The sequence below is a fragment of the Varibaculum prostatecancerukia genome (genome assembly GCF_943169825.2).
Taxonomy (GTDB): domain Bacteria; phylum Actinomycetota; class Actinomycetes; order Actinomycetales; family Actinomycetaceae; genus Varibaculum; species Varibaculum prostatecancerukia.
In genome coordinates this window covers 1,195,036-1,213,224 of sequence record NZ_OW968402.1, presented here as the reverse complement: position 1 = coordinate 1,213,224, position 18,189 = coordinate 1,195,036, and the positions used below count along the sequence as shown (strand labels likewise).

Sequence of the window (18,189 nt, the reverse complement as noted above, 5' to 3'; positions counted from 1 at the left end):
CCTCGCTTAACCGGGGCTGACCCCTGAGAAAAGAATCGCTTAGCCCCGGTGTTTGCGCTTGAAATCGCGCTTCTTGCCACTCTTTTTACCGGAGCCTTCGTCCTCGCGTATCCGCAAGGTGCGTCCCGAGACTCGGGCTTTGGCAATCTTGCGAATAGTTTCCGGGGAAAGCGGGCGCGCCATCTCTACCAGCGAGAAACTCTGCAAAATATCGATATGCCCCACATCGCCACCTTTGAGGCCGCCCTCACCGGTGATTGCCCCCACTATGGCACCCGGTTTAACCCGATCTCGGCGTCCTACCTCCACTCGATAGCGCCGAGCGGAAGTAGAAGAAAAGTGGCGGCGAGCCGCGCCCTTGCCGCGCGCACCCTTCGCAGAGGCGCCTTCGCGGCCTTCCTCAAAACTGGCAGAAATAAAACGTCCCAATTCGTCGACTTTTTCTTCCCGCCGGACGCGGAAATCAAGTTGCCGTTTTTCCGGGCCTAGATCACCGCTGGCGAGCGCTAGCAGCGCTGCGGCGGCGTCCCCGATATCGATTCCGCGGGAAACCACCAGGTCTTGGATAGCGTCATAGTAAACATCCATTTCCCCCTTCTCTAGGCGGCTTTGGACACGCTCACTCATTCGATTTGCCCGCGCCAACGCGACTTGGGCAGGGGAGGGAATAAACACTTCGGTCATTATTTCGCCAGTGAGTTTTTCGATTACTCGTTTACGAGGACGTTCCCGGGGAGTAAAGAAAGTAAGCGAAGTTCCTTCGCGTCCAGCTCTGCCGGTACGACCAATCCGGTGTACATAGGCCTCGGCTTCTCGCGGTACATCGTAATTTACGACCAGCCCGATACGTTCTACATCCAAGCCGCGGGCAGCCACATCGGTAGCCACCAACACATCCAGGCCGCCATCGCGCAGGCGGGCTACAATCCGTTCCCGCTCTGCCTGCGGCACATCACCGCTGATGGCAGCCGCTAAGAACCCGGCTTTTTGTAGTTCGGAGCCTACCTGCTCGGCGTCGATACGGGTACGCACGAACACGATCGAGGCCGCGGCTTCGCTGAGTGCTAGTACCCGGCATAAAGCCTCGGATTTGAACTTGAAAGGTACCACCGCATAGGTCTGATTCACGGTTTCGACCGTGGAAGATTGGGGCGCGATCGAAATCTCTACCGGATCGGACAAGTGACGCTCCGCAATCCGTTTAATCGCCGGAGGCATAGTGGCGGAAAAGAGGGCGCGGATAGCATTCGGGTTAGCGCCGCTGGCAATCTGGTCCACGTCCTCGGAAAATCCCATGCGCAGCATTTCATCGGCTTCATCCAAGACAAAGAACTTGAGCGCCGATAAATTCAGCTCCCCGCGCTCCATTAAATCCATAATCCGTCCAGGGGTGCCGACCACGATTTGGGCACCCTCTCGCAGCGCCGAAATTTGCGGTCCGTAAGAGGCGCCGCCATAAACCGCCACCACTTTTAGCTTCATTCCTCGGGAGAACTCAGTGATCGCTGTCGCGGACTGAGCAGCAAGCTCCCTGGTGGGAGCCAGAATTAGGGCTTGAACCTGCCCGGTTTGGTCACATGCGGACAGAATAGGCAGTCCGAAAGCGGCGGTCTTGCCCGTCCCGGTTTGGGCAATCCCCACTACGTCCCGTCCGGCCATCAAGGGAGGAATTCCCTGCCGCTGAATCGGGGTGGGCTCGGTAAATCCCATATCGGTTAAAGTATCTAAAATGATTTCCGGTAACCCCAGGTCGGAAAAGAAAGTGGTTTCTTCCGCAAAGGAATCTCCATTAGTGGCGTCTGCTTCGTGGGTATCGAAGCTGCCCTCCAGGTCTAGTTCCCCGGTTTCAAAGTCGGGATTGGTCTCCAAAGAGGACGCACTCGCCCCCGCAGCTATTTCGCTCATTAATTTTTGCCTGTCTGCTTAAAAACTATTCGCTTTAACGTTACCGGAGGTAGCAGCAAAGTTAGCAAATGATAGCCAGTGAAACACGACACCAAGACCGGCGGAAAATGCCAGCGATTCGCGGGGGCGCTAGACTATTAACAGTTACATGAGGAAAGGAACAGCATTGCTCAGAACGCATGACGCGGGAACTCTAAACCGCGACCTGGTGGGAGAAACAGTAGAACTAGCGGGTTGGCTAGATCGTCGCCGCGATCACGGAGGCGTTTGCTTCATTGATTTGCGCGACGCCTCCGGGGTGGCGCAGGTCGTTATCCATGACGAGAAAATTGCTCATGAGCTGCGCAGCGAATATGTTCTGCGTATTAAGGGCAAGGTGCATCCTCGCCCTGAAGGCAACGAAAACCCGGAACTTCCTACCGGTGAAATCGAGGTTTACGCCGATGAAGTTGAGGTACTAAACCCCGCCGCTGCGCTGCCTTTCCAAGTTTCGGTACACGCCGAGGACTCCGGGAAGGTTGGCGAGGACGCGCGTCTTAAATACCGCTACCTGGATTTGCGGCGACCCGAGATGGCAAACCGTTTGCGTCTGCGCTCTAAGGTATCCAAAGTCACTCGCGATACTTTAGATTCTTTGGGCTTCGTAGAGATCGAAACCCCAACTTTGACCCGTTCTACTCCCGAGGGCGCGCGGGACTTCCTGGTACCGGCTCGCCTCGCTCCCGGCTCTTGGTATGCGCTCCCGCAGTCGCCCCAGCTGTTTAAGCAGCTGCTGATGGTGGCGGGAATGGAACGCTACTACCAGATTGCCCGCTGCTATCGGGATGAGGACTTCCGCGCTGACCGCCAGCCAGAGTTCACGCAGCTGGACGTAGAGATGAGCTTCGTGCGGCAAGAAGACGTTATCGAAGTTGCCGAACAGGTACTTAAAGCTATTTTTAAGCTGATTGATGTCGATATTGAAACCCCGATTCCTCATATGACCTACGCCGATGCCATGGCGCGTTTTGGCACTGATAAACCGGATCTGCGTTTTGGTCTGGAACTAACTGACCTGACTGAATACTTTAAAGACACCCCCTTTAGGGTGTTCGCCAACGCCGAATATGTGGGAGCAGTAGTGATGCCCGGAGGCGCTTCCCAGCCGCGGCGCACTTTCGATAAATGGCAAGATTGGGCGCGTTCGCGTGGCGGTAAAGGCTTGGCCTACGTAAAGGTAGAAGACGACGGCACCCTATCGGGGCCGGTAGCCAAGAATCTCACTGATACCGAGCGCGAGGGCCTAGCTGAGGCAACCGGAGCGAAACCGGGGGACTGCATTTTCTTTGGTGCCGGAAAGATCGATGAGGCTCGCGCCCTACTGGGGGCAGCGCGCCTAGAAATCGGTGCCCGTTGCGACCTGCTAGACCCGAATGAATGGAAGTTCGTGTGGGTAGTGGACGCCCCGCTGTTTAAGCCCTCGGCGGCCGCGAAAGCCGAAGGGGACGTGGCGCTGGGAGCCTCTGCTTGGACCGCAGTACACCACGCGTTTACCTCTCCTAAACCCGAATGGCTTGACCGCTTCGAGGAAGACCCGGGCAACGCCCTAGCCTATGCTTACGATATTGTGCTTAACGGTAATGAAATCGGAGGTGGATCCATCCGTATCCATCGCCGTGACGTGCAAGAACGCATCTTCAAGGTAATGGGTTTGTCGGAAGCAGAAGCTCAAGAAAAGTTTGGGTTCCTGCTGAACGCCTTCAAGTTTGGTGCCCCTCCCCATGGCGGGATTGCTTTCGGTTGGGATCGGATTGTTTCCTTGATGACCCACGCGGAATCGATTCGCGACGTGATTGCTTTCCCCAAGTCCGGGGGCGGCTACGATCCGTTAACCGATGCTCCGGCTCCGATTACGCCCGAGCAGCGTAAAGAAAGTGGGGTCGACTTCGTGCCGGAGGACGAAGAAGACTAACCTCGCAAATAAACCTTAATGCCGCCCCTACCTGGCTTCTAGCTCGTAGGGGCGGTTTAGTTTAGGCTTTGCTCGTTTTCCTCGCCCGGTTCGCCAACTTACGAAGGGTTGGCGGCTAAGCGACGCGCCAAAATCGCGCAGACAAGTAACTGGAATTGGTGAAACACAATCACCGGGATAGTTACAGCCGCAACGGTAGCGGGCGGAAAAATAATCGCTGCCATCGGTAAACCAGTGGCCAGGGACTTCTTGGATCCGCACATTAGCAGCACAATCCGGTCGCGCCGCGCTAGCGATACCCAGCGTCCTAGGTTCCAGGTGAGGGTAAGCATAATGGCCAGTACCACCATGCATTGCAGCAGCAGCAATCCCACTTGGTGGGCGGAGATTTGTTGCCAGAGTCCGCCGGCAGTGGCACCGCAAACCGAAGAGGCCACAATCGCCAAGATAGTTCCATTATCGGTAGCTTTGGTAAGGCGGCGGTGTGCATTTAGCCACTTGCCGATAAAACGGTGAACCAGCTGCCCTAAAACAAAGGGCAATAGCAGTTGCAGCAGCACGTTTACCACCCGCGAAGCCTCAATCCCACTGGCTCTGCCCATCACCGCGAATACCAGGGCGGGGGTGAGGATAATCCCCGCGATATTAGAGATAGTAGCCGAGCAAACTGCCCCCGCAATGTTTCCGCCTGCAATAGAAGTGAAAGTTACCGAGGACTGGACGGTAGAGGGCAGCAAGGTTAGGTATAGAGTTCCGAGGGCGAAAACTGGCCCCAATAGCTTTAGATCTACCGGGTGCATCGCTATTCCCAGCAGCGGGAAAAGTACAAAAGTGGAAAGCGCAACGGTTCCTTGTAGACGCCAGTTCTTTAAGCCTTCCCAAATTTCTTTTGTAGACAGGCGTGCCCCATATAGGAAGAACAACAGTACGATCAGGGCGTTCCCCAAATATCCCAAAGCGGTCACAACCACCGCAGGTACCGGGAATAGAATCCCGAGCACCAAAATCACCAGGATGGAGATGATGAAGGGATCTAGGAGACTGCGTAATCGCTGCTTTCCACTCACAAAACTAAGATACCTGCGCGCAGCCTAACTGGTCTAACTTGCCTAGGGCTGGGCGGCAGCGGGGGAGAGTTTTACCAGCACCTCAAAAAGCTTGCTGCTCTAACAGTCGGCAAAAGTTCCTACTACTGGCGACCATTCCCGAACGGTCATGGATTTTACGATTCCAGCTTGAGCGTAGGGGTCATCTTTGAGGATTCGCTGTGCTTCTTCCACGTCGCGTGCCAGCATGATGGTTAAAGATCCTCGCTCATCTCCGGCGGCGGTGCGCCCGCTAGAAAGCACGGTGCCCAGGCTGTTTAGGCGATGCATAAAGGTACGATGCTCATCTCGCAGCTCTTTTTTGCGCCCCAGTAGTTCGGGATCGTAGTCGTAAAGAACTATATAAAGACACATTCCTTGATTGTCTTCGTGTCCGGGAGTAGCCATCTTTACCTCACATTTTGTGCCTTGCTAGCTGCCACTGGATGGGGCTAACGTCAACTACTTTCATCCTATCCCAGCTCGCCTTAAAAAACCGGCATATTTACGAAGCTGATAATTCATTATCCCGGGCGACTGCGGCGTTAACTGCCGCGCGCGCAGCCGCCGAAAAACCGGCATCTTCCATCGCTAACAGACCAGCAACCGTAGTACCTGCCGGGGAGCAAACCTGATCCACTAAAGCTTGCGGGTTTAGCCCCTGGGGCAGATTTTGCAGCACGTTTAGCGCCGAACCCGCTACCGCCTGCGCTACTATCTGAGTGGCTTCGTCTTTCTTAAAACCGTGGGCCACGCCTGCCTGCGCAAGAGCATCAATGAAACGGTAAATCCAGGCCGGAGAACACCCAGCGAGCGCGGCAAAAGCAGCGAAATGATCCTCCGGTACTAGCGCGGTTTTCCCGATAGCGTCAAACATGGCGCGCACTTCGCTCATTTCCTCCTCACTCACATATTGGTTGGCAGCAATCCCGGACATTGACTGGTTGATTTGGGCATTCACATTTGGCATCACCCGCACTACCGGGGTTTGTGCTGGTAAATGCGCTTCAATATCCGCTAAAGGTTTTCCGGCAGCTACCGAGATCACTACTGGTTTTCCGGCGAGGGCGTCGCCCAGTTCATCGAGCAGAGGCGCAATCATATAGGGTTTTACTCCCAGCAGCAGGTACTGAGATTGCCGGGCTACGGTGGCAGCATCGGGGGCTACCGGCAGAGAAAACTCCTCCTCGAGGGCGTGCATTCGCTCCCGGGTACGGTTGAAAGCCAAAATCTCTTCCGCCTGCATTTGGCCGGAAGCAAGGAGGCCGCGCACAATCGCGCCTCCCATAGAACCAACCCCGATAACCCCTAACTTGACCATGCGTCCTCCAAAAGAAAGTGATTTATGCCAACTGTGTTTATCTTAGCGCGGACAAAATTTCCAGAAAAAGTTAAACCGGCTATGCTGTTGGGAAGTGGCGTAGATCCGGCTATCACCGAGGAGCCTCTGGAAGAACCCTGATAACAGGCAGTAGAACCAGACGGGTAAGCCCGTAACAGCAGTTAATGAGGCCCAAGTTTTGGGTGAAGCGGGGTGGTACCGCGAGGCTGAAAAGCCTTCGTCCCGGCACTGGCAGTAACGGCTCGAAATAGGTGAGGTTTAACGTGGGCTACTATCCGCGGCATAAAGATGGCGATGTTTCCGCCAATCCGTCTTTCCCCCAGCTAGAGGAACAGACCCTGAAGTATTGGAAGCAGAACGACACTTTCCGCAAATCGATTGCCCAAAGAGATGCCGGAGATGCGGGCGCTAACGAGTTCGTGTTCTACGATGGCCCTCCTTTTGCTAACGGCCTGCCCCACTATGGGCATTTGCTGACCGGCTATGTAAAAGACGTGGTCGGCCGCTACCAAACCATGCAAGGCCACCGGGTGGAACGGCGTTTTGGTTGGGACACCCACGGTCTGCCCGCAGAACTAGAGGCCGAACGCATCCTCAATATTGAAGACAAATCCGAAATTGAAGGCCCGGACGGTATCGGGATTGAAAAATTCAACCAGACCTGCCGGGAATCAGTGCTGCGCTACACCAAAGAGTGGGAAGAATACGTTACCCGCCAGGCACGCTGGGTAGATTTCGATAACGACTACAAGACCCTCGACGTCACTTATATGGAATCGGTGATCTGGGCGTTTAAACAGCTTTACGATAAGGGACTGGCCTATGAGGGCTTTAGGGTGTTGCCCTATTGCTGGAACGACCAGACTCCGCTGTCGAACCATGAACTGAAAATGGATGACGATATTTATCAGGATCGTCAAGACAATACCGTAACCGTGGGGCTACGCCTGGAAACAGGCGAACTGGCGATGGTATGGACCACCACCCCCTGGACGCTGCCCTCTAACCTGGCAATCGCAGTCGGCCCCGAGATCACCTATGTGACCGTGCAGGTAGAAGCAGATTTAGAATCTCCGGTAGCCGGGGAAAAAGTTATTATCGCGCGTGACCTGTTGCCTGCCTACGCGAAAGAACTAGGGGAAGATCCCCAGATTGTGGCAGAATACCCGGGATCGGAGCTGGTAGGACGCTCCTACGAGCCGATTTTTGACTACTACAAAGACCAGCTGGGCGAGGGGGAAACCCCGGGCGCTAAGGCCTATCACGTACTGGCTGCGGACTTCGTAACCACCACTGACGGTACCGGTCTGGTGCACCAGGCTCCCTACGGCGAGGACGATATGATCCTGCTAACCGCCAATGGGATTAACGCCGTCACCCCGGTAGATGACGCCGGGCTATTCACCGCGGAGGTCTCCGACTACCAGGGCGTACAGATTTTTGACGCCAATAAACAGATTATTCGCGACTTCCGGCTCGGTAACGAGGACGACCAAGGCCCCTTGGCGCGCACCCCGAAAGAAAAACGGGCAGTGCTGGTGCGGCAACAGTCCTTTGTACACTCCTATCCGCACTGTTGGCGTTGCCGCAAGCCGTTGATTTATAAACCGGTTTCTTCTTGGTTTGTAAAAGTGACTGACTTCCGTGAACGGATGGTGGAGCTAAACCAGCAGATCGACTGGGTACCCGAGCATATTAAAGATGGACAGTTCGGTAAATGGCTGGAGGGCGCCCGCGACTGGTCGATTTCCCGTAACCGTTTCTGGGGTAGCCCCATCCCGGTGTGGAAGTCTGATGACCCTACCTATCCGCGCGTAGATGTTTACGGTTCGCTGGCGGAACTAGAAGCAGATTTCGGGGTAGAAGTTAAAGATCTGCACCGGCCGTTTATCGATACTTTGGTGCGTCCTAACCCGGATGATCCCACCGGCAAATCCATGATGCGCCGGATCCCTGACGTGTTGGACTGCTGGTTCGATTCCGGTTCCATGCCCTATGCGCAGGTACACTACCCCTTTGAAAACCAGCAATGGTTCGAGGATCACTATCCCGGCGATTTTATCGTGGAATATATTGGGCAGACCCGCGGCTGGTTCTACGTGCTGCACGTGTTGGCTACGGCGCTTTTTGATCGGCCGGCCTTTACTTCCTGTGTTTCTCACGGGATTGTGCTCGGCGATGATGGCCGCAAAATGTCGAAGTCGCTGCGCAACTATCCGGACGTAAACGAAGTGTTCGACACCTACGGTTCGGATGCGATGCGTTGGTTCCTAATGTCTTCCCCGGTGGTGCGGGGCGGCAACCTGGTGGTAAAGGACGAGGGGATTCGGGATACGGTTCGCCACGTGATTTTGCCGCTATGGAACATTTATTACTTCTTCGCCCTCTATGCCGGTTCCTGCAATAAAGGTGCCGGTTACCAGGCGAAAGCCTTGGATTTAGAGGATCCGAAAGCGCTGCAGCAACTGGGAGTTATGGATCGCTACCTATTGGCACGTACCCGTAACTTAGCGCTAAATGTCAAGGAGCTGCTGGATAGCTACGATATTCCGGGGGCTTGCGATGCGATCAGCGAGCATCTGGATTTGATGACTAACTGGTATGTGCGTACTTCCCGGGATCGTTTCTGGGAAGAAGATACCGAAGCCTACGACACGCTCTACACTTGCCTAGAAGTATTGATGCGGGTGATGGCGCCGCTGGCTCCGCTAGTGACCGAAGAAATCTGGCGGGGACTAACCGGGGGAGAGTCGGTACATCTCTGCGATTACCCGGTGCTTCCAGATACGGTTGATGACCCTGCTTTGGTATCCGCTATGGATATGGTGCGCGAGGTAGTTTCGGCGGCTCATTCGCTGCGTAAGACCCACGGCCTGCGGGTACGTCAGCCGCTGAAGTCACTGACTATTGTGCATGATGACGCCCAAAAACTGGCGGATTTCTCGGAATTGATTGCCGGGGAAGTAAACGTCAAGCAGGTAGTGTTGCAGGCTTCTAGCGAGTCAGGGCTTAAGCTGCAGCGGCAACTGAAGTTGAATCCGAAAGCCTTCGCACCTGAGATTCGCAAAGTTACTTCCCAGCTATTTAAGGCTCAAAAGACCGGTCAGTGGCACGAAGAGGGCGAAAACGTTGTCTTCCCCGAAGTGTTGGTTGCCGACCAGCCAGTTACTTTAAGCGGGGACCAGTTCTCGCTGTCTACCACGGTTGAAGTTGAAGAAGGACAGGTGGCCACGGTTCTGGGCGATGGGACAGTGGTGGTACTCGATACCGAAATCACCCCGGAGCTTGAGGCCGAAGGCTATGCCCGCGACTTGGTGCGCTCCATCCAAGATGAGCGTAAAGCCCAGGATTTGCACGTTTCTGATCGCATTGAACTGGTGCTGGAAGTTCCTAGCGAGCGAGTAGCCGGCGTGCAAGAGCATGCCCAAATGATCGCCCGGGAAGTACTGGCTACCGCGTTTAGGGTAGAAGCGGCGACCGCAGATGAGGTGAAAATCAACATCACTGCGGTGCATCCGGTATAGGTAATATGCCGGACGCAAAGGGGGATTAGTGAATAGTCAAGATAGCCAACAGCCGGCGGGTAATCCGTACGAACAGATAGCCCAGGGCGCGCAAGGAAAACGGGGACAAATAGATCCGGAACTGCTGCCTTATTTAGTGGAGGCAGATAGGGAAGAACAAATCGAGTTGCCGATTAGCGATGCTTCGGCTGACCCCCAGGAATCGCAGCGCTTACGAGAGATTCTGCGGGCTGGCGGGATTGCTATGCCCGATGAGCTTGCTGATGACGAAAGTATCGCGGAGGGCGAAGCGGGGCAAGAGGCCGCGGAGGCTTCCTTTAATGAAACAGCAGCTGCCGCGGTTTCCTCCGATGAAGCCCTACAGGCAGATTTTGAAGTCGCCCAGGTCTATGCTCGGATCTTACAGAGGCGCCCGGAACATAACATCTCGCCGACTAAAGCGCGGATCGAGCGCGCCCTGGACTACCTTTCGGATCCGCAACTGTCTTATCCCAGTTTGCATATTGCCGGCACCAATGGGAAAACCTCTACTGCGCGCATTGCCGATAGTTTGCTGAGCGCCCAGGGGATGCGGGTAGGGCGCTTTACCTCCCCGCATCTGGTCAGCGTACGCGAGAGGATCTCTATTGACGGGAAACCGATCAGTCCCCAGGCGTTCTTGCAGGCCAACCAGGATGTGGAGCCGATTATCGCCCTCGCCGATAAAGAGGGCGAATCAGCCGGTGAAGGCTATCTTTCCTTCTTCGAGTATTTAACTGCTTTAGCTTTCCAGGCTTTCGCGGCTGCCCCTATAGACATGGGAGTAATCGAAGTGGGGATGGGGGGACGCTGGGATTCCACTAATGTGCTGGACTCCCCGGTGCAGGTAATCTGCCCGATTTCTTTTGACCACGAAAAATGGTTGGGGGATACCCTCAGCGAAATCGCTGGAGAAAAAGCGGGGATTATTCTTCCTGGTGCCACGGTTATTTGCGGTCCGCAAGAAGCAGAAGCCCTGGAGGTTATTAGACAGGCCTGCCGGGAAAAAGATGCGACTTTGCGCCTTTTCGGAGAGGATTTCACGGTTAGTGACCACAAAATGGCGGTCGGGGGACAAATGTTTACCCTGACTACCCCCGCTGCCAGCTATCAAGACCTTTATTTGCCGCTCTTTGGACGCCACCAAGCCGTAAATGCGGCTTTGGCGATTGCAGCGGTCGAAGCGCTAGGAGCAGGCAAACCGCTTTCTGAGGAAGTGCTGGCGGCCGGGCTAGACGCGGCGCGTTCTCCCGGGCGCCTAGAGGTTCTGGGGGGTTCGCCCACCATCATCGTGGACGCGGCCCATAACCCGGCGGGGGCGGCGGCGCTTAGAGCCGGAATCGAGGACGCGTTCGGGTTCCAAAAGGTTGTCGGTGTTTTCTCGGCGATGGGCGATAAAAACGTGGAAGGTATCTTGGCGGAGATGGAGCCGCTGCTAGATGCGGTGGTGACTTTGCCGATGGATGGCGAGCGCGCCATGGAGCCAGTGGAACTGGCGAAAATCGCGGGAGAAGTCTTTGGGGCGGAACAAACCTTCGCGGCTCCGAATCTTTTAGACGCGGTTGACCGGGCGGTTTCTTTAACCGAGGAGGGCGAGCTCCCCGCGGACGCGGTGGGAATCGTGATTTTCGGTTCGGTAGTTTTGGCGGGGCAGGCACGGCAGCTGCTGGCACCTCGCATTCGGGAAGATCGTAAACGCAGGTGACAAGGTTCTCAAGGCAAGCGTGAGCAATCAGCAAGCAAATGTGACAAGATATTTATGTGACTTTAACGGTAGTGGTCGACGCCTATTCCCTAGCAGATGCCAACCTGGTGGGTTGGTCATGGGTGCTTGACCAGGATAATTGGGCGTGTGGACACGTGGAAGATTCCATGTCGATTTCACAGGCTCAGTTCTGGGCGATTTTTTCTTTCGTGCGTCGTTCCCACCAATTGCGCGAGCCGCTAACTATTTACACTTCCTCCGAGTATGTGGCAGCTGTGCTCCAAACCTGGCGTCACCAGTGGCGACGCAATGATTGGCGTAAACTTGATGGAATGCCGGTCACGGATCTGTCTCTGATTCGTAATATTGATCGCTATTTGGCGGGGCGTTCGCTACAGGTGCAATGTGTGGACTCTTCCCAGCAGGAACTGGCTTTACAGGCGCATATATATGCTCGGGAGGCCGCCTATTCCTTTAGAGATAATGGGCAGGTGAACCAAGGCCCGGGGCTTAGTGAAGCGCGGGTGGCGCAGCTACGAGAGCGGAGTTCAAAAAAACCGTTAACCAGCGCCACCCAGTTGAAAGAGGTTCCTGATTCAATCCCCGATAACGTGGCTAAGTTCCCTCAGAATCATCGGCGAGAAGATCCGGTAGTTCCTCTTGACCGTGGCCGTAGCTCTGGCCCTGCGGGAGTCGGAGGACTAGGGTCAGCCGCGCGGGGAGCGGCCGCTAATCTGCGTCCGATTACCCAGGTGGTTAGGGATGAGGATCTGCGTTTTCAAAAGTTTTGTGCGACTGCGGACCGGGTGCAGATTCGACAAATGATGCACCCTGATTTTATGTCGATTGGGGAACTAGGAGTTCCGATTTCTCGCACCGAAACTGCGGCGCTGCTAGCAGAAGATCCGCCCTCGCCCTCCGAGGTAGAGGTGCGCGAACTCGGCCCGCATGCCGCCCAGGTGATTTATTTCGATTCGGACGCGGTGCAGTCCTGGATTTGGACTCGTTACCAAAACAATCAGGCACGCCTAATTTTCCAACAGATCACTAAGCGTCCCTTGGACGTCTTTGGAATCTAGCTTTTTCCTGGCTGCCGCCGTTTCTTTGGCTATTTTAGGGAAGCTGTTTTGCCCTTTAGCTACCGCTAGCTGTTTGTATTTCCGCCCCTGGGAATAATAACGGGTATAAAAATGTTCTTTGGCTCCGGCAAATGCCGGAGCCAAAGAACATTATCAGGACTATTAAGTTTTTAGCTAGCTAGAGACCTTTACAGTCCGACCTCGGCGGAGAAGTCCCCTTCTTCCAGGCGCTTCTTTACCGTAGTGAGGTATCGAGCTGCGTCAGCACCGTCGATTAGACGGTGGTCATAGGACAGCGCCAGGTACACCAAGGAACGCACCGCGATGGTGTCGTTACCTTCGGCGTCTTTGACTACCATCGGCCGGCGCACGATGGTGCCCAGCCCTAAGATCGCTTCCTCTGGGTAGTTAACTACCGGAGTATCGAATAGGGCGCCGCGCGAACCGGTGTTGGTAATCGAGAAGGTACCGCCAGACATTTCATCGATACTGATGGAACCGTCGCGAACCTTTGCGGCCAACTCGTTGATCTTGCGGGCAATAGCCGCGATTGTCAGGTCGCCACAGTTCTTGATTACCGGAACCATCAGACCCTTCTCCGAGTCCACCGCGATCCCCACGTTCTCGTGATCAAAGTAGGTGACCTCGTTGGTTTCGTCATTTACCCGCGAGTTGATCTTCGGGTGCGCCTTGAGGGCTTCTACTGCCGCTTTCACGAAGAAGGGTAAGAACGACAACTTGGTGCCTTCCCGCTGTGCGAAAGAGTCTTTCGCCCGCGCCCGCAGGTTTGCGATCCGGGTAACGTCTACCTCTACCACCGTGGTTAGCTGGGCGGTGGAGGCTAGCGAGTTCATCATGTGCTTGGCAATGGTCTGGCGCATCCGGGAAAGTTTCTCGGTCTTGCCCCGTTCCTGAGCCGGTTTGACCGGAGGTAGCGGAGCCGCGGGAGCTGCCGGGGTAGTAGGCTCTGGGGTCTGCGCTTTCTGCGCAGCCGCCAGCACGTCCTCACGCCGAATCCTTCCACCTACGCCAGTGCCTTTGAGGGTCGAGATATCCACGGCCTTTTCCCGCGCCAGCTTGCGCACGATCGGAGTCACATATCCGCCACTTACCTGCGCCGCTGCCTGCGGTTTTTCCGCGGGCTTCGGGCTCGGAGCCGCTGCCGGTGTCGGAGCTGCCGGAGCCTTGGGAGCTGCGGGTGCGGGAGCAGGCGGCGCTACCGGAGGTTTAGGCGCGGCCGGAGCTGCCGGAACTTTCGGTGCCGGGGGAGCAGCCGGCGGCTTAGGCGCGGCCGGAGCATTCTCGGAGGGCGGTACTACCTGTCCTTCCACGGTCATAGTTCCGGGATAACCGGTGTGTGCCTGCGGGTATGCCCACTGCACTACGTGATGGTCACCCTCACGTTTAATCGAGGAGGGGATACCTGCACCTGGAAGTTCTTCCGGATTTTCCGGAAGGCTGGGAGCTGGGGGAGCTGCCGGAGCCTTGGGGGCAGCCGGAGCTGCCGGAGCTGCCGGGGCTGCCGGGGTGCTAGTGGCGGCAGGAGCCGCGGCACCTTCACCTACCCGGCAAAGCACGGTGCCTACATCCACGGTTTCATCCTCTTGCACCAAAATTTCGGTGAGGACACCGGAGATGGGGGACGGTACTTCAGAATCAACTTTGTCAGTAGATACTTCCAGTAGCGGCTCGTCTACCTCTACTTTGTCGCCAACTTTCTTTAGCCAGCGAGAAACGGTACCTTCGGTTACCGATTCGCCCAGAGCGGGCATTTCCACGTCTTGTCCGCCCCCTGCCGGGGCTTCGCTAGCAGCAGGGGCTGCCGGAGTTTCCGGGGCTGCCGGAGTTTCCGGAACTGGCGGAACCGTGGGCGGAGCGGGAGTTTCTTCAGCTGCCGGTGCGGCAGGAGCTGCAGATCCGGCTTCGCCGGCTTCACCTACCCGACAAAGCACCGTGCCTACGTCCACAGTTTCGTCCTCTTCCACCAAAATCTCGGTGATTACCCCCGCGATGGGGGAAGGAACCTCGGAGTCAACTTTATCGGTGGATACCTCCAGTAAAGGCTCGTCCACCGCTACCTGATCGCCGACCTTCTTTAGCCAACGCGAAACCGTACCTTCGGTTACCGATTCGCCCAGAGCGGGCATCTCAATATCTTGTGCCATGTTCTTAATCTACCTTTCTGGACTTTAGGAATGTAGGGGTTTGCCGGCAAGCGCCATCGCGGCCTCGCCAACTGCTTCGTCTTGAGTGGGGTGGGTGTGAACCAGCGCTGCCACATCTTCGGGGAAGGCCTCCCAGTTGACCATCAACTGGCCTTCGCCAACCAGTTCGCCAACTCGTTTGCCCAGGGCATGGAAGCCCACAATCGGACCATCTTTTTGTGCCACCAATTTGATGAGGCCGCCGGTACCCAGAATCTGAGATTTGCCGTTACCAGCCAGGTTGTATTCGGTGACTTTTACCCCGTCCTTACCGAACTTTTCTTCCGCCTGCGCCTGAGTTAAACCAACCGAAGCGATCTCGGGTTCGCAGAAAGTAACCCGGGGAATATTGGGTTCTACCAGCGGCTGGGGATCCAGGCCGCCTAGATATTCGGCGAGGAAGATACCTTGGGCGAAACCGCGATGCGCAAGTTGCAGGCCGGGAACAATGTCGCCAACTGCATATACGCCGGGAACATTGGTCATTAAATGTTCATCTACTGGGATAAAGCCGCGATCAATGTTCACCCCGATTTCTTCAAATCCCATATCTTTGGTGCGCGGGCCGCGCCCTACTGCCACCAGCAATACGTCAGCATCGAAAGTGTCGCCGGACTGGGTCTTAACCTGCACTGAGTTACCGGTTTGGGTAACTGAATCGAACATGGTGCCGGTCTTGAAGGCGATACCGCGGCTGCGGAATGCCCGCTCTAGCCCCTTAGAAACGGAGGCGTCCTCGTTATTAGCTAAATGGGGTAGTCCCTCGATCACGGTGACTTCGCTGCCCAAGGAGGCCCAGAGGCTGGCGAATTCGATTCCGATAACCCCGCCGCCAAGTACCACTGCCTTGTTTGGTACCCAATCGAGTTGCAATGCCTGGTCGGAGGTGATTACCCGCCCCTCGATATCGAGGCCGGGTAGAGATTTAGAATAAGAGCCGGTAGCCAATACCAGGTTCTTGCCTTGGTAAGTTTCCGAGCCTACCTGGACGGTGTCTTTGCTGACGACGCGACCCCAGCCTTGGATATAGTCAATCTTGCGGGATTTGACCAGACCTTGTAGTCCCTTGTGGAGGCGGGAAATGGTCTTGTCGCGGAAACGACCCACCTCCTGCATGTCAACGCCGTCAAAACTGGCATTAACTCCCAGGCGAGAGGCTTCTTTAATGGCATCAACTGTTTCTGCCACGTGCAGCATCGCCTTGGTGGGGATGCAGCCACGATGGAGGCAGGTGCCGCCCACTTTGTCCCCTTCGATGAGGGCGACTTTCATCCCCAGTTGGGCGGCGCGCAAAGCAGTAGCGTATCCACCGCTGCCCGCGCCCAAGACTACAACGTCATAGGTACTTGTCATTGTGATGTTCTCCTTGAATAAAATCACGGCCATGTCCGGTTAGCGCATGGGCGGGAATGACCTCCTAAAGGAAGATTGTCCGCGACCGCGGCGTTCCAGACACCTGCACACATTGTTTCATCTTTGCTCGCTAAACGCACGGCGAATTACGCTCTTTCTCAAGATAGGGAAGAAGTGTGAACGAGAATACAAAACGCTTTTCAAGTTTGCGGTAAGGAAGTGAAGTGGTGCTTTCAGCTTGGGCGGGTACAATCTGAAAGATATTACCGCGAAATTCGGAGAAGAACGTGCCAGCATCTACATCAGCGCATACCTCCCATAGGGATCCGCGCACACCCTCTTGGGGGGTAGGGCGTATCTTCATGGCAGGTTTAGTGGTGTTCTCGGTGGTTGCTCTGTTTCACGAGTTTTCTACCCTGCCGGCCGCTGGTTCTGCCGGATACGGGCTGGCAATGTTATCGCTGGCGAATGTGGCGCACTGGATCGTGCTTTCGATCGCGGTGATTCATAATGGGCGGCGGATGCGGCTGCTTGCCTGGGCGCTCAGCGGGATCGAAGCCTTGCTGTTGGTGCTGTTTGCGTTGGTGTTTTCTTCTCCTAATCTGGAGCGGGCGCAACTGCTGTTTAGCTGGGGTCAAGAATACCTGTATTTTCCCGCGATTCTCACGGTGTTAACGGTTATCTGGCTGCTGGTTTCTTCTCCGCTGCGCGGCGCCAGCGGCAACTAAACCAGATCGGGGTAAGAGTTTTGCCTCAGGGCTTCATAGAGGCCGATGGAGGCAGAAATCGTCAGGTTTAGGGAACGCAGATGCGGCACCATCGGAATCCGCACCAAGTCCGCTACCCGAGGATGCGCCATGACTTCTTCGGGTAGCCCGGTAGGTTCGGGGCCAAATAGCAGCCCGTCGTCCGAGCCATAAGAGGCGTCTTGAAAGTGCAGCTTAGCGTGACCGGTAAAAGCATGGATTTTCCCGGGAATCTCGGCGAGGGCGTCCTCCAAGTTAGGGTGAACTTTTACGTGCGCGAGGTCGTGGTAGTCCAGACCCGCACGCTTTAGCTTAGTGTCATCCATATCGAAACAAAGCGGTTCTACCAGGTGTAACAGGGTACCGGTGCAGGCGGATAAGCGGATAGCGGCTCCGGTGTTTCCCGGGATGCGCGGCTCGAAATAGATCAAATGCAACACGTCCTCGATTCTAGAGCCTTTTCCGAGGGGCGAATAATCTCGCTAGCTATCCTCGGAACACGTGGAGGTAACTATTTGTGAAACCGCTGCGGGTTAATGCGAGGTACTAGCTGTCTTGCAGAAATCTAGCTCCGTGATTCTTCAGCTATATTCTCCCTGTTCAAGTAATCTGGAAACGGTAAGACTCCCACGTTTTTGGAGGAATCATGGATCTTAACTCTCGCCCGCTGGCTCTGGACCCTTACGAGGCGCTGCCAGAACTTCCAACTTTCACTTTGACTTCTACGGATTTGACTGCGGGGGGTCAGATGCCCACCGCGCAGATAGCGGCGGGGAAGAATCTATCTCCGCAACTTTCGTGGAGCGGTTTCCCCAAAGAAACCAAGTCTTTCCTGCTGACTTGTTTTGACCCCGATGCCCCTACGCCTTCCGGATTCTGGCACTGGTTGATTACCGACATCTCGGCGGAGATGACTTCCTTGCCCACCGGTGCGGGCAGCAGTGACTTAGAGCTTGAAGGCCCGGCCTTCCATTTGCGCAACGATGGGGGCGGCTGGTCCTATATGGGGGCAGCTCCGCCGAAGGGGGATCGGCCCCACCGCTATATTTTTGCGGTTCACGCCCTGGATACGGAAACTTTGGAACTGGATGAGGACGCCTCGGCGGCGGCTGCTAACTTCCAGGCCCTGTTTCATTCCTTGGCGCGCGCCACTTTAGAGGTCACCTACCAAAATAAGTAGGACGCTGAAAGAAAAAACAGGCGTTTCTCCGCAAGGTAAATCCATGCAAACCCTCCTACCAGCAAAAATGGTCTACTCGCGAAAAAAGTTTTGAGTA

At 55.7% G+C, this 18,189-nt stretch carries 13 protein-coding genes; 6 read left to right on the top strand and 7 right to left on the bottom strand.

What is annotated here, in order from left to right:
- Positions 1–39: 39 nt before the first annotated feature.
- Positions 40–1,905, bottom strand: a complete 1,866-nt coding sequence (locus KO216_RS05180) for a DEAD/DEAH box helicase (protein WP_215523224.1) — start codon at positions 1,903–1,905, stop codon at positions 40–42.
- Positions 1,906–2,071: 166 nt separating this feature from the next.
- Between KO216_RS05180 and aspS the strand changes: the two genes are divergently transcribed.
- Positions 2,072–3,856 (top strand): aspartate--tRNA ligase, encoded by a 1,785-nt coding sequence (aspS, locus tag KO216_RS05175; RefSeq protein ID WP_215523223.1) that lies wholly within the window; start codon positions 2,072–2,074, stop codon positions 3,854–3,856.
- 98 nt (positions 3,857–3,954) lie between these two features.
- Here aspS and KO216_RS05170 read toward each other — a convergent pair whose 3' ends face one another.
- The 3 genes from KO216_RS05170 to proC form a co-directional block, all read right to left on the bottom strand.
- The gene (locus KO216_RS05170; protein WP_215523222.1) at positions 3,955–4,923 is read right to left on the bottom strand and encodes a bile acid:sodium symporter family protein; all 969 of its coding nucleotides are present in this window, start codon (positions 4,921–4,923) and stop codon (positions 3,955–3,957) included.
- Positions 4,924–5,022: 99 nt separating this feature from the next.
- A complete protein-coding gene (locus KO216_RS05165; RefSeq protein ID WP_215523221.1) occupies positions 5,023–5,349 on the bottom strand; it encodes a YciI family protein in 327 nt (108 codons plus the stop codon).
- Positions 5,350–5,446: 97 nt separating this feature from the next.
- Positions 5,447–6,262, bottom strand: a complete 816-nt coding sequence (gene proC / locus KO216_RS05160) for a pyrroline-5-carboxylate reductase (protein WP_215523220.1) — start codon at positions 6,260–6,262, stop codon at positions 5,447–5,449.
- 284 nt (positions 6,263–6,546) lie between these two features.
- Here proC and ileS point away from each other — a divergent pair, with 284 nt between their 5' ends.
- Genes ileS through KO216_RS05145 form a run of 3 tightly spaced genes read left to right on the top strand, consistent with a single transcriptional unit; the run spans position 6,547 to position 12,609 of the window.
- A complete protein-coding gene (gene ileS, locus KO216_RS05155; protein ID WP_251451870.1) occupies positions 6,547–9,807 on the top strand; it encodes an isoleucine--tRNA ligase in 3,261 nt (1,086 codons plus the stop codon).
- A gap of 28 nt (positions 9,808–9,835) precedes the next feature.
- Positions 9,836–11,530, top strand: a complete 1,695-nt coding sequence (locus tag KO216_RS05150) for a bifunctional folylpolyglutamate synthase/dihydrofolate synthase (RefSeq protein WP_251451867.1) — start codon at positions 9,836–9,838, stop codon at positions 11,528–11,530.
- Positions 11,531–11,586: 56 nt separating this feature from the next.
- Positions 11,587–12,609, top strand: a complete 1,023-nt coding sequence (locus tag KO216_RS05145; RefSeq protein WP_215523218.1) for an RNase H family protein — start codon at positions 11,587–11,589, stop codon at positions 12,607–12,609.
- Between the two features lie 188 nt (positions 12,610–12,797).
- Here KO216_RS05145 and sucB read toward each other — a convergent pair whose 3' ends face one another.
- Together sucB and lpdA are read right to left on the bottom strand one after the other, a co-directional pair.
- Positions 12,798–14,774, bottom strand: coding sequence for a 2-oxoglutarate dehydrogenase, E2 component, dihydrolipoamide succinyltransferase (sucB, locus tag KO216_RS05140; RefSeq protein WP_215523217.1), 1,977 nt, complete (start codon positions 14,772–14,774; stop codon positions 12,798–12,800).
- A gap of 24 nt (positions 14,775–14,798) precedes the next feature.
- Entirely contained in the window at positions 14,799–16,166 is a 1,368-nt protein-coding gene (lpdA, locus tag KO216_RS05135; protein WP_215523216.1) for a dihydrolipoyl dehydrogenase, read from the bottom strand.
- 287 nt (positions 16,167–16,453) lie between these two features.
- Between lpdA and KO216_RS05130 the strand changes: the two genes are divergently transcribed.
- Positions 16,454–16,894 carry a hypothetical protein gene (locus tag KO216_RS05130; protein ID WP_215523215.1) on the top strand — a complete coding sequence of 147 codons (441 nt, stop codon included), beginning with the start codon at positions 16,454–16,456 and terminating at the stop codon, positions 16,892–16,894.
- Here KO216_RS05130 and KO216_RS05125 read toward each other — a convergent pair.
- Entirely contained in the window at positions 16,891–17,352 is a 462-nt protein-coding gene (locus KO216_RS05125) for a tRNA (cytidine(34)-2'-O)-methyltransferase (protein WP_215523214.1), read from the bottom strand. The genes KO216_RS05130 and KO216_RS05125 overlap by 4 nt on opposite strands.
- A 206-nt stretch (positions 17,353–17,558) precedes the next feature.
- Here KO216_RS05125 and KO216_RS05120 point away from each other — a divergent pair, with 206 nt between their 5' ends.
- A complete protein-coding gene (locus KO216_RS05120) occupies positions 17,559–18,092 on the top strand; it encodes a YbhB/YbcL family Raf kinase inhibitor-like protein (RefSeq protein ID WP_215523213.1) in 534 nt (177 codons plus the stop codon).
- Positions 18,093–18,189: the final 97 nt, after the last annotated feature.

Coding starts and splice junctions, on each gene's coding strand:
- KO216_RS05180 (WP_215523224.1), bottom strand. CDS start 1,905: ATGAGCGAAATAGCTGCGGGGGCGAGTGCGTCCTCTTTGGAGACCAAT.
- KO216_RS05165 (WP_215523221.1), bottom strand. CDS start 5,349: ATGGCTACTCCCGGACACGAAGACAATCAAGGAATGTGTCTTTATATA.
- proC (WP_215523220.1), bottom strand. CDS start 6,262: ATGGTCAAGTTAGGGGTTATCGGGGTTGGTTCTATGGGAGGCGCGATT.
- sucB (WP_215523217.1), bottom strand. CDS start 14,774: ATGGCACAAGATATTGAGATGCCCGCTCTGGGCGAATCGGTAACCGAA.
- lpdA (WP_215523216.1), bottom strand. CDS start 16,166: ATGACAAGTACCTATGACGTTGTAGTCTTGGGCGCGGGCAGCGGTGGA.
- KO216_RS05120 (WP_215523213.1), top strand. CDS start 17,559: ATGGATCTTAACTCTCGCCCGCTGGCTCTGGACCCTTACGAGGCGCTG.